This is a genomic window from Streptomyces sp. NPDC088812 (assembly GCF_044750285.1).
Lineage (GTDB): Bacteria > Actinomycetota > Actinomycetes > Streptomycetales > Streptomycetaceae > Streptomyces.
Genome location: NZ_JBIVJP010000020.1, coordinates 86,449 through 110,289, shown reverse-complemented (window position 1 = coordinate 110,289; position 23,841 = coordinate 86,449). Strand labels below are relative to the sequence as shown.

The window sequence follows — 23,841 nt, the reverse complement described above, 5'->3', positions numbered from 1 at the left end:
CCCGTAACTCCTCAGTCCTCCCGCCCGCGGGCACTGACCGAACACGGGAGACACCCATGCCAACCACCCGCACACGGAGAGGGGCCGTGAGTATCAGCGCGCGCGTCCTGGCTCTGACACTCGGTCTGGCCGGCTTGGCCTCGCTGCATCATGAACCGCAGGCACCGACGGCTGCCGAGCCGGTCGCACTCAGCACCACCCAGGCCGACGTGACCCCGCCGCCCATGGGCTGGGCGTCCTGGAACAGCATGGCCAGCAGCATCGACCTCGCCGTCATCAAGCAGCAGACCGACGCCATGGTCTCCTCCGGCATGGCCGCGGCCGGGTACCAGTACGTCCACCTCGACGACGGCTGGTGGCAGGGCGACCGCAACGCCGACGGCAGCATCACCGTCGACGAGAACCTGTGGCCGGGCGGCATGGAAGCCGTCGCCGACTACATCCACAGCAAGGGCCTCAAGGCCGGCATCTACACCGACGCGGGCAAGAACGGCTGCGGCTACTACTACCCCACCACCCGCCCTGCCGCCCCCAACACCGGCATGGAGGGCCACTACCAGCAGGACCTGGAGACCTTCCAGCGCTGGGGCTTCGACTACGTCAAGATCGACTGGTGCGGGGGCAGAGTCGAGGGCCTGGACCAGGAGACCACCTACAAGGCGATCACCGCCGCCAACGAGGCGGCGACCGCCGCCACCGGGCGCGAGCTCACACTGTCCTTCTGCGAATGGGGCAGCGGACTGCCGTGGAACTGGGCAACCGGCTACGGCGACCTCTGGCGCACCAGCACCGACATCATCTACTGGGGCCAGACCGCCACGACCGCGAAGATGCTCTACAACGTCGACCAGGGCCTGCACCCGGCCGCCCAGCACACCGGCTACTACAACGACCCGGACATGCTGATGACCGGGATGAACGGCCTCGGCGCAGCCGAGAACCGGCTGCACATGAGCCTGTGGGCCATCTCCGGCGCTCCCCTGCTGGCCGGCAACAACCTCGCCACGATGAGCACCGCCACCCGGGACATCCTCACCAACCCGGAGATGATCGCCATCGACCAGGACCCGCGGGGCCTCCAGGGCGTCGAGGTGGCCGAGGACGTCACCGGTCAACAGGTGTACTCCAAGGTCCTCACCGGCACCGGCAAGCGCGCGGTGCTCCTGCTCAACCGCACCTCCTCGTCCGCGCCCATGACCGTCCGCTGGGCCGATCTCGGCCTCACCAGCGCCACCGCCTCCGTCCGCGACGTCTGGGCCGGAACCGACTCCGGCTCCTTCGGCACCGGGTACACGACGACCGTCCCCGCCGGCGACGCGGTCCTGCTGACCGTCTCGGGCACCGAGGCCGTCGGGACGACGTACGAGGACACCACCACGGCCACCACCCCGGTCTTCACCGGCGTGACCGCCCCGGCCGCCGGCACCAAGCTCGTGGACATCACCTACGCCAACGCGGGCAGCACCGCCCGCAAGGCCACCGTCCAGGTGAACGGCCAGTACTCCTACGTCGTGTCCTTCCCGCCCACCGGTTCGGCGACCACCTACCGGACCGTCTCCGTACTGGCCCACCTCGGCAACGGCGCGAACACCATCCGCTTCGCCCCCGTCCCGGGCACCACAGCGCCCGACATCGACGCCGTCGCGGTCCGGAACATACCCGGCACCGACGGCACCGCCCTCGTCGGCTCCGCCTCGCGGCGCTGCGTGGACATCGACAAGAACACCCTCACCGACGCCACCCAGGCACAACTGTGGGACTGCACGGGCGGGCAGAACCAGACCTTCACCCACACCTCGCGCGGTGAACTCGCCGTCTACGGCAACAAGTGCCTCGACGCCGAGAAGAGCGGCACCGCCAACGGCACCCGCGTGATCATCTGGAACTGCACGGGCGGCACCAACCAGAAGTGGACGGTGCACTCCGACGGCACCGTCACCAACGACCTCTCCGGCCTGTGCCTGGACGCCTCGAACACGGCGACCGCCAACGGCACCCAGCTCATCCTGTGGAGCTGCACGGGTCAGAGCAACCAGAGGTGGACCGCGGCCTGAGCCGGCCCGGGCGCGTGACGCCGCCTGTCACGCGCCCCGGACAACTGCACCGCGTAGCGTGGCTGGGTGGCGGCCCCGCGTATGCGCTTCCCGAGGAAGCCGCGGAGTGGGACCCGTCCACCCCGGACTGCCTCATCCTGCGCTACCCGACGGCCGGTGAAGACGCCGGCGTGGACGGCCTGAAGGGCGACGAAGGCACCTTCCTCGCGTGCTCGTTCCGGCTCGCCGACGCCCTGGCGACGATCGACCGTGTCGACGAGGCCCGCCGACTTCTCGAAAAGCTGCTCGCCCTGCGCAATGACGTCGGGCTCCTCGCCGAGGAGTGGGATCCGCGCGATATGGGCGATATCCACCGTAAACCCTCTTTTAGTTCCTCCGCGTTACCCAAAGCACCGAAATGCAACCGTCAGTTGATCCCCCACACCATGACGAGGGACACTACCTGGCGGATGCACGTTCCCGACCGAGTGGCACTCGCTTCGGCATCCTCCCGTAAGGGTCATCGGAGGCCATTTGCTCAAGGATTACTGGGCAGTTGACCTCAGGGTTTCGTGGTAGCGTTCTTGTTCGGAGGGACAGTGCAACCTGAAAGGGAAATCGTGAACACGGAGAAGATCGCCGCTCGCCGCCTCTCGCTGGAAGAGGTGACGAAGCTCGGCGTGAAGGACAGGATCTTCGTTTCCGCCGACACGGCAGAACTCAAGCTTCCCGACTGTTATGTCCCTGCGTTTCTGACCAAGTCCGGTGAGAATTTCGAGGGCGGCTCGATCACGGCGAGGACCGTATTCCAGGAAGAGGTCTCCTGCCTTCCCGGCGACGAGAATGAAGCCGGAATCTACTTGGCCGACGAGAACGGCTCGGTGACCATCGAGGTCCTCCAGTCCGCCGGTGTCGTGCTGGACCTGGCACTTTTCGTCCCTGGTGGGGACAAGGGGGCCCTCACGGCCCTTTACGCTGCGGCCCGGCAGGCGTTCGGTGCCGACATCGTGCAGATCTGGCGCCAGGGCCTCAAAGAGGTTCCCGACGTCAAGGTCGACATCTTCGAGGAGCAGATTCCCCGGGGACGCAAAGCCGGCGACAGCCCCAAGCGTGACCGTCGCGCGATCGACACCTACCCCACCCGTGCGGACTTCATCGAGTTCTCCGCGGGGTGGAAGCCGGTCGTTGAGATTCACCGGCCGGTTGTTGACGACACCCCGACCATCTGAGGCGGCGTTACCTCTCGTTCTCGGCCTGAGAGAACGCCGAAGCGCCGTTCCACTCGATGACCTCGTGAGACAGCCCGCCTGACCCCGATCAAAGCCTGAAGCTATTCTGCGACAGCCCTCAGGCTTCGGCGTAGTCGAGTGACGTCCACTTCGTGCTCAGGCGAGGCCGAGGAGCGTGAGGAGTCGGCGGGCGTCACGCGCATTGCGGCGACGGCCGGAGGCGATGTTCTTCGCGCCGTTCAGCCGCAGGGCGCCGACCTCGAGGTTGCGCCAAGTCGCCATAGCGCGCGGGGTGCGCTGTCGGTCCGCCATCCCCCGGCACCATCGGCTGGCTCCGCCCGACGGTGCGCGGAGACGCAGGGCCACCGAGGCGCAGTGGACATGAGACAGGAACCGCATTCGCGCCCCCAGCTTCATGCCGAGCCGCACCATCCGGCTGATGACGCCGTCGTTCAGCCGCCCGTCGTGCATCGCAGAGCACGCTCGGCAACGGCCTCACCGACATCGGCCGCTTCAAGCGGCACGCCGGACATCTGCCGTACGCGATGCTGTGCGGTGCAGCGTGGCGCCCTGGCTGTACCTCGGCAAGCCGCCCCGCGAGGTGACGGGAGAGGTCATCATCCAGCGGGGCGGAGCACCGACGTGGAAGGGCTCCTTCACTACCGGCACCGATGCCCTCCACTACGACCTGTCCGCGGTGATGTGGTGCCTCTTCTGGTACGAGGCACTCCACTGCCCCGGCCGGGCGCACTACGTCTACATCAGTCGACCGCAGCAGATCCCACCCCGGTTTCGGGACGGCCGACGGGAACCAGGCCACCTCGACTCGCGAGCCACAGGCGTACGGCTGTCCCATCCGCTGGTGGGACAGGAGTGAGCGCCATGGTCCTGCTGCGCCGGCTCAGCGACGTCGAGGCGGCCACACAGGTCACGACGCACGTCACGGTCATCTGGCCTCAGTGGGGCGCCGCGGCCTGAGTGCTCCAGGCCCGTCCGATCTCTGCGGTCGGAAACGGCGTCTGCTTGCTCTCGGTGAGCAGACGGCGGGTGAACTCGCCCATGACCGCGGCGGCTCGGGCATGCCGGTCGATGATCGCGGCGATCTCGCGCGGGACGTCGTCGGGCTGCCGGCCAACGATCCACTTGAGCAGGAACGCCTCGTGTTCCATACCGCCGCGCAGCCCCTCGGGCAGGTGGTGGCGGAGCAGATGGCTCACGGTGTAGCAGCGGTCATACGCTAGATGACCGGAGAGGAACTTCGTCTCGGCCGCTGACAGTTCGAAGCCGGAGCTCAGGGCGAGTCCGAAATCCGCGAAGTACAGCAGCCGACCGTCGGTCAGGACATTGGCGAAGTGGGCGTCGAAGTGGACGAGTCCGTGCGAGCTCATGAAGGCGGTCCCTCGCGCCAGGGCCTCCTCCACCCACCGGTACGGAGAGCCGTCCCCGCCCTCCGGCTCGGCGTTCCGGTGGTCGTGCAGCCAGTCGCCGAGTGTCTGCGGGACATGCTCCAAGAAGAGCACCAGGCTGGACGAAGACCGGCCGATAGCCTCCAGACGCTCACGTACGGCAGGTGAGCCCTCCCAGTGCACGACCGCCCCGTCGATGCCCCCGAATGCGTCGGCGAACCCTTCCGGAGGGGAGTCGGGCAGGATGCGCCAGTGGTACATCAGCGGAAAGCCCTCGTACTCGTTTCCGAGGACCCAGTTGGTGGTCATGACGTGCACGGCCAGCTCTCGCCAGGCTCCGAACCCGGCCGAGCCCACCCCGTACTGGTAGAACATCGGCAGTCCGAAGACGTTCGCTGTCGACCGCGCGTTCTCCGGCCGTAACTCGGTGTCCGTCAGGGGGACCCGCTTGACGAAGACCCGCGTGCCGTCGATGTCCAGCTCCGCCGATCTGCCGCCGATGCCGGAACCGAGCGGGACTGCGGCGGCCACGACCTCGCCGAGCCGACGGTCGCTCAGCAGGGACAGGCGCGTGGCCACGGTCCCATACGTGGCGAGCCGCGCGGCATACCGCGGGTCCGGGTGGTGCATCGACGACTCCTCCTTGCCCGGAACCAGGGCTTCGGTGATCTCACGGACGCGCCGAGCCTATCCGCCGGGTCCTCGGCGCGGGCACGGACGCAGGAGGCGCAGGGGGTGCCGGACAGCGGCCGCTCGAAGCCGGCACTTTGCACTCTGTACTCCGACCACGGCCGGCCCGGGACGGCCGCCTGGACCACCTCGATGCCGGCAAGGCGCGAAGCGGCGACAAGGAGGACTGGGACAACCACCGTTCTGACAGATCGGGCTGGTACGTGCCACCCACCGTACGTCGCGGGCCAGGACAAGCCTGCCGTCCACGATCCACAGCCGGTCCGCGGCATCGACAGGACGGGGGGCAGCCTCGAGCGCGAGCAGGGGCCGTGCCGCTGGACGACCCTGCACACCGTGGCCAGCGAGACCCCGAACAGTGGCGCGAGCTGGCGATTGTGCCCTTCGGGCGCCCCGGGCAGGAATTGACCGACGTCGATGCGCGGCGGAACTCGCCCGGGGTGCGGGGCTATTCAGCGGCGGCGAGGATCCGAAGGCGGGTCAGGGTCTCGCGGATGACGTCCCGCAAGTCGCGGTTCTCGGTGGCGTCGCCCCATTGGTCGAAGGCGACGCGGAACACGGCGCTGCCGGTCTCGGCGGCCAGGCTGGCCTCGATGTTGCCGATACCTCGCTGCCGCAGGGCGTCGGTCAGCGCGGCTGTCAGGGCCGCCTGCTTGATCAGCTCGCGTTCACGGAGATCGGTGTTGGCCGTGATGACCGCCTGGCGTGCCCGTGCGCGGTCACGGTCGTCGCCCGCGAGCTGGGCCACCGCGTCGAGCACGGCAGCGACGACGTCCAGGGCCGATGCCGTGGGCGGCATCGTTTCCACGACGTCCTGCACTTGCTTCGCCAGGTCGGCCGAGCCGTCGAAAAGCACCTCGCGCTTGTCGGCGAAGTAGCGGAAGAAGGTGCGGGCGGTGACGCCGGCACGCTGGGCTATGTCGACCACCGTCGTCTGCTCGAAGCCGCGTTCCATGAACAGTTCCAGCGCGGCCTCACGAAGTCGCTTCTCAGCCCCAGGCTCCCACCGTCCCATGCCACGAGTGTAGGTGAGGTCATCCGGTGACATGCCATCGCCCGCGTGATGTCATCTAGTGACATCACGAGTGCTAGAGTGATGTCACTAGATGACATCACTTGGGAGGCAGTCATGAAGCGGATCCAGTACCACCAGTACGGCGGTCCCGAAGTCATGCGACTCGAGGAGTTCGAGCCGGCCCGGCCCGGTAGCGGTCAGGTCCTGGTCCGCGTGCGGGCCGCGGCAGCCAATCCGATGGACTGGGGGCTGCGCAACGGCGCCCTGAAGATGGCGACCGGGCGGGCCTTCCCCCGCGGGCTGGGCCATGACTTCGCAGGCGTCGTCGAGGCGGTCGGACCGGGCATCACGCGACTCGGTGTCGGTGACGAAGTGCTCGGCGGAGCATCGATCAAGGCGTCGGGGGCCTTCGGCGACATGGTCGTCGCCGATGAGAAGGCAGTCGTGAAAAAGCCTGCCAATCTCTCCTTCGAGGAGGCCGCCGCCCTTCCGACCGTCGGGCTCACCGCCTTCCAGGCCCTGACCAAGAAGGGCAAGCTACAGCCTGGGCACACCGTGTTCATCAACGGCTGCCTCGGCGGAGTCGGCCGAGCCGCCGCTCAGATCGCCTTGGCGCGCGGCGCCTCGGTGGGAGGCAGTTGCCGCGCCACCGCCGCGCAGGACGCCCGCGACCTCGGCATCGACCCGATCGTCGAGTTCGGCTTCGACCCGGAGGCGCTCAGCGGCCGATTCGGCATCGTCCTCGACACCGCCCACACGCTGTCCGGCAAAGAGGCGAAGCGGCTGCTCAAGCCAGGCGGGCGCATCGTCGGCCTCCACCCCACGCCTGCGACGTTCGTGAAGGCCGCTCTGCCAGGCCCCTTCCACCTCCTGGTCGCCCAGGCCGCGCCAGAAGATCTCGAGGAGGTCGCGCGCGCCGCTGGACAGGGCACCCTGCGGGTGCCGATCGCCCGCACGGTGCCGCTCACGGAGGCCATCGAGGCGCTCACCGAACTCGAGCGCGATGGGACACCCAAGGGCGGCAAGCTCGTCATCACGACCGACTGACGCCCACCTCTGGCCGGCCCTCGGCTTCACCCCCACTACAGGAGCTCTTCGAATGAGTGAACAGATCTGGGTGCTCGGCGGCACCGGGCGCAGCGGCCGTACCATCGCGGCACAGCTCGCCCGGCGCGGCCTGACGGCCGTCCTCGTCGGCCGGGACGCGCACCGCCTGCACGCCGCATCGGAGCAGACCGGCAGCGAAACACTGCTGGCTCCTTCCCTTGCCACCACCGCCTCGGAAATCCGGCAGCAACGCCCCAGCGTGGTCATCAACACGGTTGGGCCGTTCACCGCAACGGCCCCTGAGATCGTCGACGCCTGCCGTGCCGTCGGCAGCCATTACATCGACCTGGCGAACGATGTCGCGGCGCTCTCCGCCGCATTCGAGATGCACGACGCGGCCACTCGGGCGGGTCACACGGTGGTCACCGGCGCCGGGTTCGGCGTGACCGCCACCGAGAGCGTCGTGGTGAAGCTGTGCGAGGGCCGTCCCGCACCGCTTCGGGTCCGGGTCGACATGGTGCCCTCGGCAGCGATGGAGGAAGGCACTGCTGGTGAAGCCTTGATCGGCACCCTCCTGGGCGGCCTCGCAGGCCGTCAGATCACTGATGGTCATCTGGCGCCCGCCCGGATCTTCAGCGATGCGGAGCATCTCACCCTGCCGGACGGATCTCAGGTGACCACGGCGAACATGCCGTTGGGCGAACTTCTCGCGGCTCACCGGGCGAGCGGCGCCCGCCATGTCCTCTCGGCGTCCAGCGAGGCACCGTCCTCGCCCGTGATCCGAGCGATGATGCCAGCCGTGAGCACGCTCATGCGGTGGGAGCGGCTGCGGTCGTCCACCACACGCCGCCTCGCACGGGTACGCGTCAAGGCGAAGGAACGGCCGCGCGAGTACTCCTGGGGGCACGCCGTCGTCACCTGGGCGGACGGCGAGACCCGAGAGGGCTGGCTGCGCCTGGGCGACGCACAGGAGTACACCGGAGCAGTGACCGCGGAGATCGCCCGGCGGCTGCTGGCCGGTGAAGGCCGGCCCGGCGCAGACACCCCGGCCGCCCTCTTCGGCCCTGCCCTCGCCGAATCGTGCGGCGCCGAATACCTGCTGCCCCAGCCCGACCCGCGATGACACGCGTCCGATCCGGCCCGACACGCCGACCTGTCGGTGGCTGCCGCAGCTGACCACTTGTCGGCGTACAGGTGAACGTTCATGTGTACGCCGACACCACGAATCGAGACGTGATGAGTGAGTGGTCCTGGTGAGGTCGCCGATCCAGATCGTCGAGGCGCGCAGGTGGAGGCCGACGAGGCAGCTGTCTGACGTCCGCCTTCGGACCCCGTCTTCTTCCGGTCGGCGGTCAGCATGCCCGGACCTGCGAGCCCTGTTCGACGAGACGGGGCCGGCTCGCGCCCAGCAGTGCGAGCGGGAGTGTTCGGAGTCCGGTGCGGTTGGTCTGCGTGGGCCTCATCGGCGGTCCGACCGACCGACGCTCGGTACTGTCGGCGCGGCTGCTGGTGGCGGCGCTCGGCCGGTTCCCGGCGAGGACGCTCGGACGAACACGCCGCCGCCTCGTCCGGCGGCCGGCCACCGGCTCAACGCACGGCCGGCCTGACCGCCCGAACCGGGGCCCGGGTCATGCCAGGCCGGCCGCAATGGCGCGGCGGACGGCGTCGGCGCGGTCCTGGATGCCGGCTTTGGCGAACAGGTTGTTGATGTGGGTCTTGACCGTGGCCTCGCTGATGAAGAGTTTCTCGGCGATGGCCCGGTTGGGAAGGCCCTGGCCGATATGGGTGAGCACCTCGCGTTCGCGGCGGGTGAGGTCCGGGGGGAGCGGCTGCGCGCCGGCCGGCAGGCGCGTGCGGACGGTGGCCAGGAGACGGTTCTGCACCTCGTGGTCGAGTACGGACTGTCCCGCGGCGGCGGCCCGGATCGCGCGGACGATGTCCCGGCGCCCCGCGTTCTTCGTCAGATAGCCGCGGGCGCCGGCGCTCAGGGCGGCCAGGATCGAGTCGTCGTCAGCGAAGGTGGTCAGCACGACCACGGCCGTTCCCGGGTGTTCCTCGCTCAGCCGGCGGGTGGCCTCGGTACCGTCCATCACCGGCATGCGCAGGTCCATCAGGACGACGTCGACCGGTGCGGCGGCCACGGCGGCGGCGAGCACCTCGGTACCGTCCCCGGCGGTGGCCACGACGTCGATGTCCTCGGTCATGTCGAGCACCGCGGCCAAGGGCTCGCGGACGGCGGCCTGGTCGTCGGCGACGATCACCTTCAGCGGGCGCTCGGCCTGCGGGTCCTGCGGGTTCCGCGGCTCCTGGGTCGGTTCGTTCGTCGTCATCCTGGGATCACTGCCTCCACCTGCCAGCCGCCCCGGTCCGGTCCGTCGGTGAGCGGACCCGCGGTGAGGGTGCCGCCCAGCAGGGCGACGCGTTCGCGCATTCCTATCAGTCCCATGCCGCTGCCGACACCCGCGGTCGCCTCACCGGTCGCAGGCCCGTTGCGGACGGCGAGGCCGGTCGAGTCGGCGTCGAACGTCAGCTCCACCGCGATCTCGGCCCCGGGAGCGTGCCGGGCCGCGTTGGTCAGCGCCTCCTGCGCGATGCGCAGCACGTTCTGGGTGACCTGTGCCGGCAGCTCCCGGACGGCCCCGCCGACGGTGAGCACCTCGCGGTGGCCGGACGACTCGATCATGGCGGTCAGGCTCTTGAGCAGCGGAAGGGAGTCCTCGCGCAGCGCGTGCACGGTCCACTGGGCCTGCTTCAGGCTCTCCCTGACAAGGCACTGCGCCTTGTTGTGCGCCGCGCGGACCTTCTCCAGGTCGCCGGTGTCCATCAGGGCGTCCGCCAGCTCCAGGTGCATGTTGATCCCGGCCAGCGAGTGCGCCAGCACATCGTGCACATCGCGGGCGATGCGGCCGCGTTCGGTGAGCACGGCCGTTCGCGCCTCGGCCCGCGCGGCCCGCTCGGCGGACTCGGCGGCCTGGAGCCTCGCCTCCACTGCCTGTTGCCTGCTGCGGCCCAGGATTCCGGCCACCACCGGGACGCCGGTGCTGAGGCCGAAGGTCCAGGTGAGCACCTGGTGATCGGGGCCTGCGTAGAAGTAGAAGACAACGCCGCACAGCAGGCTGGACAGGGCCGCGACCGCCAGGGCCGGTTTGAGGGGGAGGCGGTAGCCGGCGTGTCCGACGAGGAAGTAGGCGAAGAGGTAACCGGAGCCGCTGTTGCTCACCTCGAGCAGGGCGGCCGCCGCCACGACACCAGCGGTCATCCAGACCAGCGCGGCCCGGCGCGGGAAGTCGGGCGGCAGATGCCTGGCCAGCAGAGCGACGGAGTTGACCACCAGCAGGGCGACCACGGCCAGGCCGCGGCCGCTGACGCCCACCGGCCGGACGGTGCTGACCGAGATGCTGATGATCAGCAGGGTGACGGCCCACTGGAGGCCGGCGTCGTGCCGGAGCACGACCCGAGGGCCGGGACCCTGTGAGGGGGCCGGCCCGGGAGCGGGGAGATTGTCGGAAGCGGACACCGCGCGACGATAACCCGGGTTCAGACAGTCCGGTCCGCGGCGACCGCCGCGCGCCGTCCGTCCACGGCCGGCTGCCGCTGCTCCCGGGTGACCATGCGGCCGCGGAGGAATATGGTCCCCAGCCGTGTGACCACCTCGGTGAGTGCCATCAGCACGAACGCGGCCACCCACGCGTCCTCCGTGGTGATCTGGTGGACCAGGCTGAAGCGGGCCACGTCGTCCGCGCCGCCGTGGTCGACCCACAGCTGGAAGCCCATCCGCGCCCCCATGCCCAGCACCCACAGGGTCGCGGAGACCGCGCCCGCCTTGATGAAGAGATCCGTGCCGCTCCTGCGTATACGGGTGTAGACGCCGCCCGCGACGCCGAGGGCCGCGCCGACGGCGACGAGCGCGCCGATCAGCACCAGGTCGTTGCCGGCCGTGGGCACGGTGTGCAGGTAGCTGCGCGCGACGAAGGCCACGATTCCCAGGGGGATCACGTACGACTTGGCGTCGAGACGGCCTTCCCTCAGCTGCCGGAAGACGACGAGGAGGAGGGCGATGTCGGTGATCCAGTCAGTCGTTGTCATGCCTCAAGCCTGCTGGCACGGGCCCGTACGCACCTGGACCCACGGGGGGAACTACGGGTGATGCTGAGCAGGGCCATCGCCCACGAAGGCGCGAAGGGTGTCGGCGCTGCCGTCCGACACGCCATTGACATCGCCGAGCCCCTGCTCACCGCCCGTCCCGGCCGAAGTGACTGAGTCAGGAACTCCTGCTCTGCTCGAAGAGCCAGTCCCGGATGCCCTCGATGGTGTAGGCGGCGCGCCAGGTGCAGATGTGGTTGTCGACGGAGCTCTCCTCCAGCCCGGGCCAGACCACCGTGCCCTTCTTCAGGGCCACGAAGTTGACCGGGGTGTTCTTCGCTCGCATCCGCGCGGCGTAGGGCGCGAAACCGGCCGGCGTGAGCTGGCCGTTCCATACGGCGCGGCTGACCTCCGTGCCCTGCTTCGCGATGGTGTCCATCACGCCGGTCATGCCGGGGTAGGCGGTCTCGTCGCCCTGCGAGACGACGGCCCAGATCTTCTGCCGGGCGAGCGGCTTGACGGCGTCGAGGTCCTCCCACTGGCCGGCCACCAGGAACGAGGCGGCGAAGAGGTCGGGGTAGGTGAAGTCGAGAGCGATGGACGTCATCGCACCACCGGACTGACCTGTGGTGTACAGCCGGTCGGTGTCGATGCTGTACTCGCCGGACACCGCGTCGACCAGGCCCTTGATGGTCTTCAGGTAGGTGGTGTCGCCGTCGCTGCCCTCGTCCTCGCCCGTGAACTGCGGGGCGAGGACGAAGCACTCGTGCTTGGCCTGCTCGGCGGGGCTCGCCCAGATCACCGCCCCGAGACCCTGGGTCAGGGTGATGAGCGGATTCGAGCTGACCGTGCCCGCGTCGTGCATGAACAGCACCATCGGGTACGACTTCGCGCTGTCATAGTTCTTCGGCACGAACAGGTTGTACTTCAGGGACTTGCCCGTGGCGGAGTCCTCGTAGGTCAGCTGGCGGAAGTCGTCCACGACGAGGTTGTCCACCTTGCTCGTCGTGACCACCGCGCCGCTCGCGTAGTTCTTGCCGCCCGTCGTCGTCACCGAGGCGATCTGGGTGACCTCGGCCGAGGCCTTCTTCAGCGTCGCGCCCGAGGACATGTTCCCGCCGCCTCGCTTACCGGACGCCGCCCCGGACGGTGGCGGTCCCGAGGGGCCGCCGGACGCGGGAGGCCCCGACGGGCCGCCGGACGCGGACCCCGACGCCGAGGTCTTCTGCGAGGACGAGAAGGAGTCCGTGTACACCGCGGCCGCCTCGTCGGCAGGTGACAGTTCGACGACGACGTACTTGCCGTTCGTCCCGTGCCCCGCCTTCGCCGGCGCGGTGTTGGCGTAGACGTTGGTCACCGTCCTGTCGGTGACCTTGTACGTGGACAGCGACAGGTCCGACCGGTCGATCTCCGCGTCGTACTCCAGGGCCACCGCGGTGAGCCTCTGGCCGTTTCCGAAGACCTCCGTGATGGCGGTGGCTGCGACGATGTGTCCGGAGCCGGCAGCGGCACTGCCATCGGACGCCGAGGCTTTGGCCGAGCCGGCCGAACATCCTCCGACGGCGGGGACGGCGGCCGCCGCGGCGAGTCCGGCGAGCATGCTCCTGCGCTTCACAGTGGGATCTCCTTGTGGTCATGGCTTGGCAGATGGGGAGGGGCGGAGGGGTTGTGTCGAAAGCCGAGGGGACGAAGGCGTTGCCGAGGGGACGAAGGCGTTGCCGAGGACCGCTGCCGGACCCGGGGCTGCGGGGCCGCCCAGTGTCGCGCGAGCGGCGTCCCGGCCGTCGCACGGCCGGCCAGGACGCCACGCCCCGGGAGGGTTACTTCTGGCGGCCGCTGATCTTGGCGACCCAGGTGATGAAGTCACCCGCGTCGGTGTTGGAGCCGTGGCCCTGGTCCCAGTACATGAGGGAGTCGACGTCGTCGCCGAGGTTGTCGAGGGCGGCGGCGAGGTTGCCGACGATCACCGGCGAGCTGTCGGTGTCGTTGGTGCCGACGCGGATCCACCAGTGGCGTGCGCGGCCGGGGTTCTTCTCGCCGATGTGGTACATCGGGTTCATCAGGTTCAGCTTCTCGGCGATGTCGCTGTCGAGACGCTTGGCGCTGAGGCCGGTGGTGTCGTGCGTGAGACCGTACGCGGTGAAGTGACGGGCCTTGGTGGTGTCCTTGCCGAACTCGTTGTTCTCGCCGGCGGACAGGTCGAAGGCGTCGAAGGCCGGGGCGTCCTTCTTGCGGGCGCCCACGTGCTTGACGTAGTCGGCCCAGGTGAAGGTCGCCCGGTCGTTCTCCCAGGTGATGAACGTGTTCTTCGCCAGGTAGGCGGTGCGCGCGGAGTCCGACAGTGAATTCAGGTAGGTCGTGGCCGCCGGCTGCAGGTACGTCTCGAGGAGGTACCGGTCGTAGTTGCGTCCGGTGAGCGGGCCGAACCCGTCCGCGCCGCGCAGCTTCAGGGACGCCTGGTGCTCGGCGAAGAGCGCCTCGAGCTCCTTGGACACGGTCTGGTCCACGGTCTTGCCCGTGGTCTGGGTGGCGCTGGTGCCCCAGCAGTACTCGTAGGCGCCGTCGGCGTGCTCCAGATCCGTGATGGGGCACCAGTCGGCGCTCGCGAAGATCGCGTCGCTGGTGTCGGCGGCACCCGCCTCCTCGAGGTACGTGTCGTAGAGCGGGCTGTCGCCGGACGCGCCGAGCAGCGCGGACAGCGCGCCACCCGCGCTGGTGCCGGTGGACACGATCCGCTCGGTGTTGCCCGGGATGCGACCCTTGTTGAACCTCACGTACCGCACTGCGGCCTTGAGGTCGACGATGGCGGCCGGCGCCGTGCCGTAGTAGGTGCCGCTGGAGTCGGTCAGGGTGCGGCCCCGGCAGCCCGGCTCCACCACGACGTAACCGGCCGCCAGGGCCAGCTTCGGCAGACTGACCCGGCCGCCGGTGGCGTCGGTCATGTCGTTGGCGGCGCCGTCGTCCCCGCTCCCGGCCGATGCCGAGGACGAGGGGCCGGGCTGGCCGGAGGCACCGGCGGAGGGCAGCGTCACCCCGGACATCTCCATCGTGGCCTCGCCCACGCCGGTGGCGTCCTTCACCGTCGCCGGGAAGTAACCGCCGACCTCGTTGGCGAACACCATGGGAGCGTCCGAGGCGTCCACCGCCTTGCCGTCGATCTTCACCGGCACGCTCACGACCAGGCTCTGGTGGTCGGTGTCCACGGGGCTGGTCACGTAGGTGAGGGGCTTCCAGAAGTGGTAGACCACCTCCTTCGACGTGCCGTCGGCCGTGGTGATGGTGATCGTCTTCTCGGTGTAGGCGTCCGGGTCGAACCGCAGAGCGTCCGAGGCCTGCGTGCTCCTGTCCCCCGACGCCTGTGCCGACAGGGCGATCCCGCCGACCGCCGCGACTCCCGCCGTCGCGCCGATGCCCAGCACCACGGACCTGCGCTTCACTGCCCTGTGCTTCATTGAATGTCGCTCCTTTTCACGGCAGCCGAGGCCACCGGTGTATGACGTGAGAGAGAACCGCCCCACGGCGGCGGCCCTGCGCGCCGTGAAGGCATGAGAGGCCGGGTTCCGCCCGTTCCCGTGCGGGAGGGCACCGGCCGGACCGGGGCACGGTGACAGTGGCCCCGCCTGCGGTGCGTGGCCGGGAGGCCACCGGAAGCCGCCACGGGCCGGACGGTGTGCGCTGCGCCCGCCCCCGACGTGCCGCGTCGCCGCCGGTACCGGCCGCATCGCCACGGGGGTCGCGGACGTGGCGGCGGGGCCGCGGGGACGGACGGAGGCGGGCCAACGCCCCTGACAACCGGCATGGCGCTCCTGAGGACGCTGAGGGGATGCCCGCCCATGCTGACGGAGTCACCTCGGGCTGAGGGAGGAGGGAGTCCGGAGTCAGGTAAGAAGCACAGAATGGTGCGTCATGATGCGGCCGTGATGAATCGTGTTCTGGTCTGCGACGATGATCGGGCGGTCCGTGAGTCCTTGGAGCGGGCGCTGGAACTGGACGGGTACGACGTCGTCACCGCCGCGGACGGGGTGGAGACACTGGCCCGGGCGCGCCGGGAGTCGTTCAGCGCTCTGATCGTCGACGTGACGATGCCCCATGTCGACGGCATGGGGGTGTGCCGTGTGCTGCGCGCGGACGGTGACAGCACCCCCGTGCTGATGCTCACCGCGCGGGCGGATCCTCCGGACCGGATCGCCGGTCTGAACGCCGGTGCCGACGACTACCTGCCCAAGCCCTTCGAGGTGTACGAGCTGCTCGCCCGGCTGCGGGCGCTGCTGCGTCGCACCGCGTGGAACACGGGCGGACCGGACGCGGCGCCGGTCCCGGACCCGGGCTGTGACCTCCTGCGGACCCGGACCGGATCGCTGCGGATCAGCGTCGCCGCCCGGCGCGCATGGTGGGCGACGGCCGAGCTGCGTCTGTCCCGGACGGAATTCGACCTGCTGGCCATGCTGGTGCGCAACGAGGGGATCGTGCTGGACCACAGGACCGTCTACCGGGACGTCTGGGGCAACGGCGCCGTGGTGGACCCCAAGAACCTGGCGACCTACGTCGGATACCTGCGCCGCAAGCTGAGCGACGCGGGGGCGCCCTCCTTGATCCACACGGTGCGGGGCGTGGGATACGTGGTGCGGCGACCGTGAGCCTGCGGACGCGTTTCGCCCTGGTCTGCGCGGCACTGAGCGCCGTGGTGGCCGGACTGGTCGGCATGCTGAGCTACGACTCCGCCTCCGACCGCCTGCTGGCGGAGGTGGACCGGGCGATGCGGACCCGGACCGTCGCCCTGGCAGCCGACCGGGAAGCGACGGTGGCCGCCGTCGAGGCGACCTCGCGCACTGCCGACCTGTATGCCGGGCAAGATCTTCCGGGGCCGGAGAACATGTCGTCGTGGCAGATGGTCATGCGGGCGGTCTCGGCCGACGGCACCTCCACCCGGCTGGCCGGCCCCGCGACAGCGCTACCGGTGTCCGATACCGCGCACGCTCTGGCCGCTTCCGGCGAGAAGGGCGACTACGTCACATCCGAGGTCGACGTGGACGGCGTCATCTACCGCGAACTGACCACCGCGCTGGGCGGGAAGCACGGCGCCCTCCAAGTGGCCGTTCCGATCGATCGGACGTATTACTCGCTGGGCGGCATGGCCAGGGAGATCGCCGCGCAGGGTCTGGCGGTGACGCTGCTCGCCGCGGGGCTGGGCTTTCTGCTCGCCCGGGGAGTCACCGCGCGCCTGCGCCGTCTGACCCGGCTCACCGAGGAGATCAGTGCCGCCGGCAGGCTTTCCGGGACCTCCCTGGAAGGCGGGCGCGACGAGGTGGGCCGGCTCTCCGCGTCGTTCGGCACGATGCTCACCCGGCTGGTCGCCGCACGCGAGGCGCACGAGCGGCTGGTCCAGGACACCGCGCACGACCTTCGGACTCCACTGACCAGCCTGCGTACCAACGCCACCGTGCTCAACCACGCCGACCATCTGTCCGCCGACGCCCGTGAGCGGCTGCTCGACGACGTGGAGGGCGAGACCCGCGAACTCAGCGGACTGGTCGAGGAACTGGTCGAACTGGCACTGGCCCGGGACCGTGAGGAGCACGAGGAGCCCGTGGAGCTGGCCGCGGTGGCCCGGCGAGCGGCCCGACGTGTGCACCGGCGCACCCACCGCCTGGTCCACGTCGACACCGACGACTCCACGGTGCACGGCCGTCCGCACGGGCTTGAACGGGCGGTGGGCAATCTGCTGGAGAACGCCGCCAAGTTCGACCCCGAGGGCGGCGAGGGAGGGGAGCCCATCCGGGTGCGTGTCCGCAACGGCACCGTCACCGTCTCCGATCGCGGCCCCGGCATATCCGAGGCCGACGCCCGGCAGGTCTTCAACCGGTTCCACCGAACCGATGCCGCCCGGGGCCTGCCCGGCTCCGGCCTGGGCCTCGCGATCGTGCGGGACGTCGCCGAGTCGCACGGCGGCACGGTCTTCGCCCGTACCCGGCCGGGCGGCGGCGCCGAGGTCGGGTTCAGCGTGCACGGGTCACGGTTGGTGCGCTGGGACGGGTGAAGCCGTCGAGCCGGTGGTGAGCGGCGATCCTCGACCGCAACGCCGCCTGCCTGCTGCGACTCACCCCTGCCCGGAGATTCTGGCCTGAAGGCGCGCGACCGTCCGGGCGAGGTACCCGTCCTTCACGCCTACCAGTCACACGTCGAACGTGTTCGTTACGATCGACGTATGAGTGCGAGAAGAGAGCCGGTCAGCCGGCGGGAGCGTCCGGCGAAGCCCGCCCTGTCCCGGCGCTGGATCGTGGACACGGCCGTGCGGATCATGCGGGCCGAAGGGCTGGAGAAGGTCACGATGCGCCGCTTGGCGCAGGAGCTGGACACCGGGCCGGCCTCCCTGTACGTCTACGTCGCCAACACCGCCGAGCTGCACGCGGCCGTCCTGGACGCGCTGCTGGGTGAGGTGGACCTGAGCGGCGGTGACGGCGGTGACGACTGGCGCGATCAGCTCCGCGCCGTCATGACGTCGTACACCCTGGTGCTGTTCGAGCACCCGCAGCTCGCCCGGTCCGCGCTCGTGGCCAGGCCGAGCGGCGAGAACTACCTGCGGCTGGTCGAACGCATCCTCGACCTGCTCGCGCGCAGCGACGCCCCCCGCGCCCAGGTCGCCTGGGGCGTGGACAAGCTGCTCCAGGACGCCACGGCCACCGCAGCGGAGCAGTCGACGCACGAGCACGACCCCACCTCCGAGGACGACTGGAACGCCACCGTGCGCGCGCTGCACGCCGTCGACGAGACCACGCACCCGGCGATCACCGCGCACATGCCGGACCTGATCGGCGGCACGGTCCGGGACCGGATGCGCTGGAGCTTCGACGTCCTCGTCAACGGCATCACGGGCACCCCGGTGCCCCGCCGGGCGGACTGAGCCCTTCAACGTCCTTCCAGGTCCCTCCCGGTCCGGCGCGCTCAGCACGCCCGACCGGGGAAGGCCGTGGCAACGCATGGACGAACTTGTTCGCTACGAACATGTTCGCTACCATCCGAAGTGGCCGGATGGACCGCTGCGACACCACTGCGCAGTGCGGTCCCGCCCGGTGCCGGCACCGGCGGCGACCGCCTCCTCGGTGCGTACCCGCGTCCCCCTTCCGTGAAGAGGTCCACGATGAGCACCACCCACTTCCCCGTCGCGATCGTCGGCGGCGGCCTCGGCGGTCTGACCGCCGCCCGTGTCCTGCACGTCCACGGCATCAAGTCGGCGATCTTCGACCTGGAGGCCGGCCCGGAGGCCCGTACACAGGGCGGCATGCTCGACATCCACGAGGAGAACGGGCAGCAGGCCCTGCACGCCGCCGGTCTGCACGACGGCTTCCTCAAGATCGTCCACGAGGGCGGCCAGGCGATGCGCCTGCTCGGCCCCGACGGCACCGTCCACGTCTCCACCGAGGACGACGGCGACGGCGACCGCCCCGAGGTCGACCGCGGCGACCTGCGCGACCTGCTGCTGAACTCCCTGCCCGAGAGCACGATCCACTGGGGCCGCAAGGTCACCGGCGCCCGGCCACTGGGCGACGGCCGCCACGAGGTCACCTTCACCGACGGCTCCGCCATCACCACCGACCTCCTCATCGGCGCCGACGGCGCCTGGTCACGCGTCCGGCCCCTGCTCTCGGACACCAAGCCCGCGTACACCGGCATCTCCTTCGTGGAGACCGACCTGTACGAGGCCGACACCCGTCACCCGCGCAGCGCCGCGGTCATCGGCGGCGGCTTCTTCATCGCCCTCGGGCACGAGCGGGGCTTCCTCGCCCACCGCGAGACCGACGGCAGCCTGCACGTCTACGCCGCGCTGAAGGCCGACGAGGGCTGGATCGACACGGTCGACTTCAGCGACCACGCCGCCGCCAAGGCCGCCGTCCTCGCCCACTTCGACGGCTGGGACGAGGGTCTGCGCGGCCTGGTCACCGACGCGGAGACCATCACCCCGCGCCGCATCCACGCCCTGCCCGTCGGACACCGCTGGGACCGCGTCCCCGGTGTCACCCTGCTCGGCGACGCCGCCCACCTGATGTCCCCGTTCGCCGGCGAGGGCGCCAACCTCGCCATGTACGACGGCGCCGAACTCGCCCTCGCCCTCGCCGCCCACCCCGGCGACACCGAGGCCGCCCTGGCCGCCTACGAAGAGGCGCTCTTCCCGCGCAGTGAAGCCTCCGCCGCCGAGTCCGCCGCCAGCCTGGACACCATGTTCGGCAAGGACGGCCTGGAGCAGATGATCGGGTTCTTCACCACCGGACCCGCCGGCCAGTGAGACCGTAGCCGACCGCCGCCCGGCCTCGACCGCTCGGCTCCGGCCCCGGAACAGCGCCCGGGCCGCATCCGCGCCCCTCCCCGCCACATCCCACGGCGGGGAGCACGAGCAGGAGCCTCACCCAGGACTGCGTTCCACCGGCGGGCCGATCCGGGTGGACACTGCCGGAGCCGATGCTCGTCGCCCCCGTGACCGATCCCGTCCTCCTGTCCGGATGGGCCGCCGAGGTGAAATCGGCCGGCTGGCGGGCGTTGCTGTCCCTGGACGCCGAACGCCTGGTACTCCGGTCGCGCCAGGGAACGGACCTCGCCCCCTCCTTCCCTGAGGTGCGCTCCGGCGCCGCACAGCTGCCGGACGCGACCGCACTCGACGGCGTTACGTGACCTGAAGGCCTGTCTCGGACAGGTGGTGTCTTACGGATTCCGCGGACCAGGAGTGTCCCGCCGGGCCGCCGGGCCCCCCGACAGCCGGTCTGTGCGGGAAGCGCCATCTCTCGGTGCTGCACGTGCGGCACCGAGGGGGTTCGCACTCGTAGGGAAGCCGGTGGTCCTGCTCCGGCGCGGCGTCCGGGGCGGCTGTTGGCCGCTGGGCCGCGATGATGTTCCGGCTCGGCCGACGTGACCGGCCGAGCCGGCTCATGTCAGCGGCGCCGCTGGTCGGCCCGCAGCTCGAAGTCTCCGTAGCTGTTGTCGACCGGGTTGACGGTGACGCCCGGTGCGACGATCTCGTCGATGGCGTCGAGGATGTCGGACGACAGCGTGACGTCGGCGGCGGGCAGAAACGCCTCCAACTGCTCCATGGTCCGTGGCCCGATGATCGCCGAGGTGACGCCGGGGTGGTTGACGACGAAGGCGACGGCCAGCTCGATCAGGGTGAGGCCCGCCTTCTCCGCGAGGACCGCGAGCTGTTCGACGGCGTCGAGCTTGCGCTGATTGGCGGGGGTGCTCATGTCGAAACGGGCCTGGGGGCGTGCGGCGGAAGCAGGGCCCTCGGTGGCGTTCTTGCGGTAGCGGCCGGAGAGCCAGCCGCCGGAGAGCGGGCTGTAGGTGAGGGTGCCCATGCCGTGACGGCGCACGGTGGGCAGGACGTCTTCCTCGATGCCGCGGACCAGGATGGAGTACGGCGGCTGCTCGGTGACAAAACGCTCCAAGTGCCGCTCCCGGGAAGCCCATTGGGCCTCGACGATCTGGGATCCGGAATAGGACGAGGAGCCGATGTAGCGGACCTTGCCCTGGTGGACGAGGTCGGAGAGGGCGCCGAGGGTCTCGGCCACGTCTGTGTCGGGGCTGGGGCGGTGGACCTGGTAGAGGTCGATGTGGTCGGTGCCGAGGCGGCGCAGCGAGTTCTCGACCTCGCGGATGATCCAACGCCGGGACCCGCCGCGCTGGTTGGGGTCCTCCTGGTCCATCGGCATGAAGAACTTGGTCGCCAGGAACACGTCCTCGCGGCGGCCCTCGAGGGCCTTGCCGACGATCTCCTCTGACACGCCCGCGGAGTACACGTCCGCGGTGTCGACGAAGTTGACGCCCGCGTCGAGGGCGCGGTGGATGATCCGGATCGAGTCGGTCTCGTCCTCGTTGCCCCAGGGGCCGAACATCATCGCGCCCAGGCACAGCGGGCTGACCTGGACGCCGGTACGGCCCAGCGGTCGGTACCGCATGGAGTGGTTCTCCTCTTTCGTGTGGGGGTCAGTCGTTGCCGGAGGGCACGACCGTGCCGGTGGTCGCCCAGCTCGCGAGCAGGTCCAGGGCCTGCTGTTCCGGAGAGTCCGGCTCGGGTGTGTAGAAGTTGAGGCGCAGGCCTGGGTCGGAGGGCAGGTCCATCGCCTCATAGGGCAGGGCGAGATCGCCGACGAGCGGATGGTGGAGGTTCTTCACGCCGGAGCGGTGGAACTTCACGTCGTGCCGTGCCCACCTGCGGGCGAAGTCGCCGCTGCGGGTGGTCAGTTCGCCGATCAGGTCGGTGAGGGCCTTGTCGTGCGGCGCGCGGATCCAGCTCGGCGGGCAGGTCGGCCTCTTTGTTGTCCACGCCGAACCGGGCATCTTCGGCGGTGTCGACTGCTTCGGCGTCGTCCAGCAGGGACCGGGCCGTGGTCTCCAGGGCGGCGATCTCGGCTTCGATCTGCTCTTCCTTGCCGATCAGGCGGCCGTAGCTCATCGCCTTGTGCTTGGAGGCGCTGGCCTCCGACTTGGTGCCGTCCAGCGCGACACGGCCCATCTTGACCATGTCCAGCTTCTGCGCCAGGTGCAGCGACTGCAGGAACAGGCCGGCGAGCGCGTCCAGGTGACGGCGGCGGAACCGGCGATCGAGCGGAAGTCCGGAGCCTGGTCGGCGGCCAGGAACCGGAACGCGACATCGTCAACACATTTACGGGTGATCGCCCGCGAGGAGCGCACCCCGGTGGTGTAGCCGTAGATCAGCAGCCGCACCATCAACCGCGGGTCGTAGGGTGGATAGCCGCGCTTTTCGGTGTAGTCAGCCAGGATCGGCGACAGGTCGAGCACCTCGTCGACCAGGTCGGCGACGAACCGGGCCAGGTGGTCCTCGGGCAGCCAGTCGTCCAGCGACGGTGGCAGCAGCAGGACCTGGTGCGGGTCGAACGCCCGGAACGGCTTGCCCACCGCCGCCGGACGACCCTGCGGCTGCTTCTTCCCGACCGGCTCGATCTCGAACAGTCCGTCCCGATCACGCATACCGAGATCATCCCGCACGAATGATCACCACCCAGCAGGGTTGTCGCGTACTGACCTCCGCTCCTAATCTGACGGCATGTTGGGTATCGGGCACTTCTGGGCTTTCCTCGCCGTGGTCGCTGTGTTGATCGCTGTTCCGGGGCCGAGCGTGGTGTTCGTGGTCGGGCGAGGGGTGGCGCTCGGACGCCGGGCGGCGCTGGCCACGGCGGTAGGCAACAACGGCGGGGTGCTGATCCAGGCCGCCTTGGTGGCCTTCGGGTTGGGAGCCGTGGTCGCGCGGTCGATCGTGGTGTTTTCGGTGCTGAAGTTCGCGGGCGCGCTGTATCTGGTCTACCTCGGCGTCCAGACGTGGCGGCATCGCGGGGAACTGGCCGTTACGGACGCGCAGCAGCGGCCACCCGCGAACGTACGGCGCGTCGTCCGGCAGGGTTTCGTTGTCGGGGTGAGCAATCCGAAGGGCTTCCTGATCTTCTCGGCGGTGCTGCCCCAGTTCGTAAACCGCTCGGCGGGGCACGTGACGCTGCAACTCCTGCTCCTCGGCATCGTCTGCGCCGCTGTCGCTCTGGTTTCCGACTCGGCCTGGGGGCTCCTCGCCGGGACGGCACGTGGCTGGTTCCGCGGGTCGCCCCGCCGCCTGTCCGCGATTGGCGCAGCGTCCGGGGCGGTGATGGTCGGCCTCGGCGTCCGTCTGGCTCTCACCGGGAATGACGTGTGACAACGCACCGGATTCTCGAAACGTTGCGCGGGACGGCGGTTACTGAGACACGCTCCTAGCCGACCCCACGGCCGTGCGCGGCGCCGCCGAGGATGTCAACGCCGTCGTGATGACCCATGGTGCGCCCTACGGGTCCGGCGACTACGCCGCGGTCGACTACGGCGCCGTGCCCGCGGTGCTCGACGCGCTGGACGGACATCGTGTGCCCATGGTGCTGATGAGTTGAAGCGGGCTCCGAGAACGCACCACCGCACGGACGAAGTACGTGCCGAAGTACGGGGTCAGCCGACGTGCGCAGTCGCGTGTCCGGCCCTCGAGGAGCCGTGCGGACCGCAGGACCGCGCCTCCGGCTCGGCCACTGCGCGAGTGAAGGGCCGGTGATGTCCTTGATGACCAGCGCGGTCGGCCCGGCGACTTCCCCGGAAAGTGCCTTCGCGTGGATGTTCACCACGTAGTGCAGGGACCTGACAGCGGCCATGACACGGGCCTTGGCCTCAGGGGAGACCGGGTAGTTGCCGGCCAGTGCGCGGGAAACGGTTGCCATGGAGACGCCGGCCGACGGACGGCCCCCCTGCACTACAGAGCCACCGGCGCCGACGCGTCACCGCGAGCGGCGCCGGAGCGATGCCCGGCCGTGAGCGGAGGTGTG

General features: G+C 70.0%; 21 protein-coding genes and 4 pseudogenes. 12 read left to right on the top strand and 13 right to left on the bottom strand.

Annotated features, from left to right (window positions below; genetic code table 11):
- Positions 1–56 precede the first annotated feature (56 nt).
- From ACIP67_RS30805 to ACIP67_RS30795, 3 genes and pseudogenes are all read left to right on the top strand, one after another.
- Positions 57–2,054, top strand: a complete 1,998-nt coding sequence (locus ACIP67_RS30805) for a ricin-type beta-trefoil lectin domain protein (RefSeq protein WP_401696176.1) — start codon at positions 57–59, stop codon at positions 2,052–2,054.
- A gap of 116 nt (positions 2,055–2,170) precedes the next feature.
- Positions 2,171–2,387 (top strand): annotated as a pseudogene (locus ACIP67_RS30800) (glycoside hydrolase family 15 protein); the annotation flags it as partial.
- Positions 2,388–2,653: 266 nt separating this feature from the next.
- The gene (locus ACIP67_RS30795) at positions 2,654–3,262 is read left to right on the top strand and encodes a hypothetical protein (RefSeq protein ID WP_401696174.1); all 609 of its coding nucleotides are present in this window, start codon (positions 2,654–2,656) and stop codon (positions 3,260–3,262) included.
- A 156-nt stretch (positions 3,263–3,418) separates the two neighbouring features.
- Here ACIP67_RS30795 and ACIP67_RS30790 read toward each other — a convergent pair whose 3' ends face one another.
- Complete coding sequence (locus ACIP67_RS30790) at positions 3,419–3,574, bottom strand: hypothetical protein (protein ID WP_401696172.1); 156 nt, start codon at positions 3,572–3,574, stop codon at positions 3,419–3,421.
- 250 nt (positions 3,575–3,824) lie between these two features.
- Between ACIP67_RS30790 and ACIP67_RS30785 the strand changes: the two genes are divergently transcribed.
- The gene (locus tag ACIP67_RS30785) at positions 3,825–4,139 is read left to right on the top strand and encodes a hypothetical protein (protein ID WP_401696171.1); all 315 of its coding nucleotides are present in this window, start codon (positions 3,825–3,827) and stop codon (positions 4,137–4,139) included.
- Positions 4,140–4,218: 79 nt separating this feature from the next.
- Here the strand turns inward: ACIP67_RS30785 and ACIP67_RS30780 are convergent, their stop codons facing one another.
- From ACIP67_RS30780 to ACIP67_RS30770, 3 genes and pseudogenes are all read right to left on the bottom strand, one after another.
- On the bottom strand, positions 4,219–5,298 hold the full coding sequence (locus ACIP67_RS30780; RefSeq protein WP_401696170.1) for a protein kinase family protein: 1,080 nt from the start codon (positions 5,296–5,298) through the stop codon (positions 4,219–4,221).
- Between the two features lie 279 nt (positions 5,299–5,577).
- A pseudogene (locus ACIP67_RS30775) lies at positions 5,578–5,732 on the bottom strand (IS5/IS1182 family transposase); the annotation flags it as partial.
- A gap of 74 nt (positions 5,733–5,806) precedes the next feature.
- Positions 5,807–6,373, bottom strand: a complete 567-nt coding sequence (locus ACIP67_RS30770) for a TetR family transcriptional regulator (protein ID WP_401696168.1) — start codon at positions 6,371–6,373, stop codon at positions 5,807–5,809.
- A gap of 114 nt (positions 6,374–6,487) precedes the next feature.
- On the opposite strand from ACIP67_RS30770, the gene ACIP67_RS30765 reads away from it, so the two are divergent.
- Both ACIP67_RS30765 and ACIP67_RS30760 read left to right on the top strand, forming a co-directional pair.
- Positions 6,488–7,420, top strand: coding sequence for an NADP-dependent oxidoreductase (locus ACIP67_RS30765; RefSeq protein WP_401696167.1), 933 nt, complete (start codon positions 6,488–6,490; stop codon positions 7,418–7,420).
- 70 nt (positions 7,421–7,490) lie between these two features.
- On the top strand, positions 7,491–8,543 hold the full coding sequence (locus tag ACIP67_RS30760; RefSeq protein WP_401696166.1) for a saccharopine dehydrogenase NADP-binding domain-containing protein: 1,053 nt from the start codon (positions 7,491–7,493) through the stop codon (positions 8,541–8,543).
- Positions 8,544–9,048: 505 nt separating this feature from the next.
- Here ACIP67_RS30760 and ACIP67_RS30755 read toward each other — a convergent pair.
- The 5 genes from ACIP67_RS30755 to ACIP67_RS30735 form a co-directional block, all read right to left on the bottom strand.
- Entirely contained in the window at positions 9,049–9,750 is a 702-nt protein-coding gene (locus ACIP67_RS30755) for a response regulator (RefSeq protein WP_401696165.1), read from the bottom strand.
- Positions 9,747–10,871: a sensor histidine kinase gene (locus ACIP67_RS30750; RefSeq protein WP_401696164.1), complete on the bottom strand. Its 1,125-nt coding sequence runs from the start codon at positions 10,869–10,871 to the stop codon at positions 9,747–9,749. Before ACIP67_RS30750 ends, ACIP67_RS30755 begins: the two co-directional genes overlap by 4 nt.
- An 86-nt stretch (positions 10,872–10,957) precedes the next feature.
- Positions 10,958–11,506 carry a hypothetical protein gene (locus ACIP67_RS30745; RefSeq protein WP_401696162.1) on the bottom strand — a complete coding sequence of 183 codons (549 nt, stop codon included), beginning with the start codon at positions 11,504–11,506 and terminating at the stop codon, positions 10,958–10,960.
- Between the two features lie 175 nt (positions 11,507–11,681).
- Entirely contained in the window at positions 11,682–13,118 is a 1,437-nt protein-coding gene (locus ACIP67_RS30740; protein ID WP_401696161.1) for a hypothetical protein, read from the bottom strand.
- A gap of 205 nt (positions 13,119–13,323) precedes the next feature.
- Complete coding sequence (locus ACIP67_RS30735; protein WP_401696160.1) at positions 13,324–14,955, bottom strand: subtype B tannase; 1,632 nt, start codon at positions 14,953–14,955, stop codon at positions 13,324–13,326.
- A gap of 465 nt (positions 14,956–15,420) precedes the next feature.
- Here ACIP67_RS30735 and ACIP67_RS30730 point away from each other — a divergent pair, with 465 nt between their 5' ends.
- From ACIP67_RS30730 to ACIP67_RS30710, 5 genes are all read left to right on the top strand, one after another.
- Positions 15,421–16,140, top strand: coding sequence for a response regulator transcription factor (locus ACIP67_RS30730; protein ID WP_401696159.1), 720 nt, complete (start codon positions 15,421–15,423; stop codon positions 16,138–16,140).
- Positions 16,137–17,540, top strand: a complete 1,404-nt coding sequence (locus tag ACIP67_RS30725; protein ID WP_401696158.1) for an ATP-binding protein — start codon at positions 16,137–16,139, stop codon at positions 17,538–17,540. The genes ACIP67_RS30730 and ACIP67_RS30725 overlap by 4 nt, the downstream gene beginning before the upstream one ends.
- Before the next feature lie 168 nt (positions 17,541–17,708).
- Complete coding sequence (locus ACIP67_RS30720; protein ID WP_401696157.1) at positions 17,709–18,404, top strand: TetR/AcrR family transcriptional regulator; 696 nt, start codon at positions 17,709–17,711, stop codon at positions 18,402–18,404.
- A 237-nt stretch (positions 18,405–18,641) separates the two neighbouring features.
- The gene (locus ACIP67_RS30715) at positions 18,642–19,784 is read left to right on the top strand and encodes an FAD-dependent oxidoreductase (protein ID WP_401696156.1); all 1,143 of its coding nucleotides are present in this window, start codon (positions 18,642–18,644) and stop codon (positions 19,782–19,784) included.
- A 173-nt stretch (positions 19,785–19,957) separates the two neighbouring features.
- Positions 19,958–20,167: a hypothetical protein gene (locus tag ACIP67_RS30710; RefSeq protein WP_401696155.1), complete on the top strand. Its 210-nt coding sequence runs from the start codon at positions 19,958–19,960 to the stop codon at positions 20,165–20,167.
- 257 nt (positions 20,168–20,424) lie between these two features.
- Here ACIP67_RS30710 and ACIP67_RS30705 read toward each other — a convergent pair whose 3' ends face one another.
- From ACIP67_RS30705 to ACIP67_RS30695, 3 genes and pseudogenes are all read right to left on the bottom strand, one after another.
- Positions 20,425–21,444 carry an aldo/keto reductase gene (locus ACIP67_RS30705; protein WP_401696154.1) on the bottom strand — a complete coding sequence of 340 codons (1,020 nt, stop codon included), beginning with the start codon at positions 21,442–21,444 and terminating at the stop codon, positions 20,425–20,427.
- Between the two features lie 28 nt (positions 21,445–21,472).
- Complete coding sequence (locus tag ACIP67_RS30700; RefSeq protein WP_401696153.1) at positions 21,473–21,826, bottom strand: hypothetical protein; 354 nt, start codon at positions 21,824–21,826, stop codon at positions 21,473–21,475.
- Positions 21,759–22,459: pseudogene (locus ACIP67_RS30695) on the bottom strand (transposase); the annotation flags it as partial. The gene ACIP67_RS30700 and the pseudogene ACIP67_RS30695, both read right to left, overlap by 68 nt.
- A 94-nt stretch (positions 22,460–22,553) precedes the next feature.
- Between ACIP67_RS30695 and ACIP67_RS30690 the strand changes: the two are divergent.
- Positions 22,554–23,192 carry a LysE family translocator gene (locus tag ACIP67_RS30690; protein ID WP_401696152.1) on the top strand — a complete coding sequence of 213 codons (639 nt, stop codon included), beginning with the start codon at positions 22,554–22,556 and terminating at the stop codon, positions 23,190–23,192.
- A 454-nt stretch (positions 23,193–23,646) separates the two neighbouring features.
- Here ACIP67_RS30690 and ACIP67_RS30685 read toward each other — a convergent pair.
- Positions 23,647–23,736: pseudogene (locus tag ACIP67_RS30685) on the bottom strand (LacI family DNA-binding transcriptional regulator); the annotation flags it as partial.
- Positions 23,737–23,841 lie beyond the last annotated feature (105 nt).

What these genes read in the sequence shown, in the direction of transcription:
- ACIP67_RS30705 (WP_401696154.1), bottom strand. Translation starts at nt 21,444, where the DNA reads ATGCGGTACCGACCGCTGGGCCGTACCGGCGTCCAGGTCAGCCCGCTG.
- ACIP67_RS30805 (WP_401696176.1), top strand. Translation starts at nt 57, where the DNA reads ATGCCAACCACCCGCACACGGAGAGGGGCCGTGAGTATCAGCGCGCGC.
- ACIP67_RS30735 (WP_401696160.1), bottom strand. Translation starts at nt 14,955, where the DNA reads ATGAAGCACAGGGCAGTGAAGCGCAGGTCCGTGGTGCTGGGCATCGGC.
- ACIP67_RS30745 (WP_401696162.1), bottom strand. Translation starts at nt 11,506, where the DNA reads ATGACAACGACTGACTGGATCACCGACATCGCCCTCCTCCTCGTCGTC.
- ACIP67_RS30710 (WP_401696155.1), top strand. Translation starts at nt 19,958, where the DNA reads ATGCTCGTCGCCCCCGTGACCGATCCCGTCCTCCTGTCCGGATGGGCC.
- ACIP67_RS30765 (WP_401696167.1), top strand. Translation starts at nt 6,488, where the DNA reads ATGAAGCGGATCCAGTACCACCAGTACGGCGGTCCCGAAGTCATGCGA.
- ACIP67_RS30720 (WP_401696157.1), top strand. Translation starts at nt 17,709, where the DNA reads ATGAGTGCGAGAAGAGAGCCGGTCAGCCGGCGGGAGCGTCCGGCGAAG.
- ACIP67_RS30715 (WP_401696156.1), top strand. Translation starts at nt 18,642, where the DNA reads ATGAGCACCACCCACTTCCCCGTCGCGATCGTCGGCGGCGGCCTCGGC.
- ACIP67_RS30780 (WP_401696170.1), bottom strand. Translation starts at nt 5,298, where the DNA reads ATGCACCACCCGGACCCGCGGTATGCCGCGCGGCTCGCCACGTATGGG.
- ACIP67_RS30770 (WP_401696168.1), bottom strand. Translation starts at nt 6,373, where the DNA reads ATGGGACGGTGGGAGCCTGGGGCTGAGAAGCGACTTCGTGAGGCCGCG.
- ACIP67_RS30790 (WP_401696172.1), bottom strand. Translation starts at nt 3,574, where the DNA reads ATGGCGGACCGACAGCGCACCCCGCGCGCTATGGCGACTTGGCGCAAC.
- ACIP67_RS30700 (WP_401696153.1), bottom strand. Translation starts at nt 21,826, where the DNA reads ATGCCCGGTTCGGCGTGGACAACAAAGAGGCCGACCTGCCCGCCGAGC.
- ACIP67_RS30755 (WP_401696165.1), bottom strand. Translation starts at nt 9,750, where the DNA reads ATGACGACGAACGAACCGACCCAGGAGCCGCGGAACCCGCAGGACCCG.
- ACIP67_RS30690 (WP_401696152.1), top strand. Translation starts at nt 22,554, where the DNA reads ATGTTGGGTATCGGGCACTTCTGGGCTTTCCTCGCCGTGGTCGCTGTG.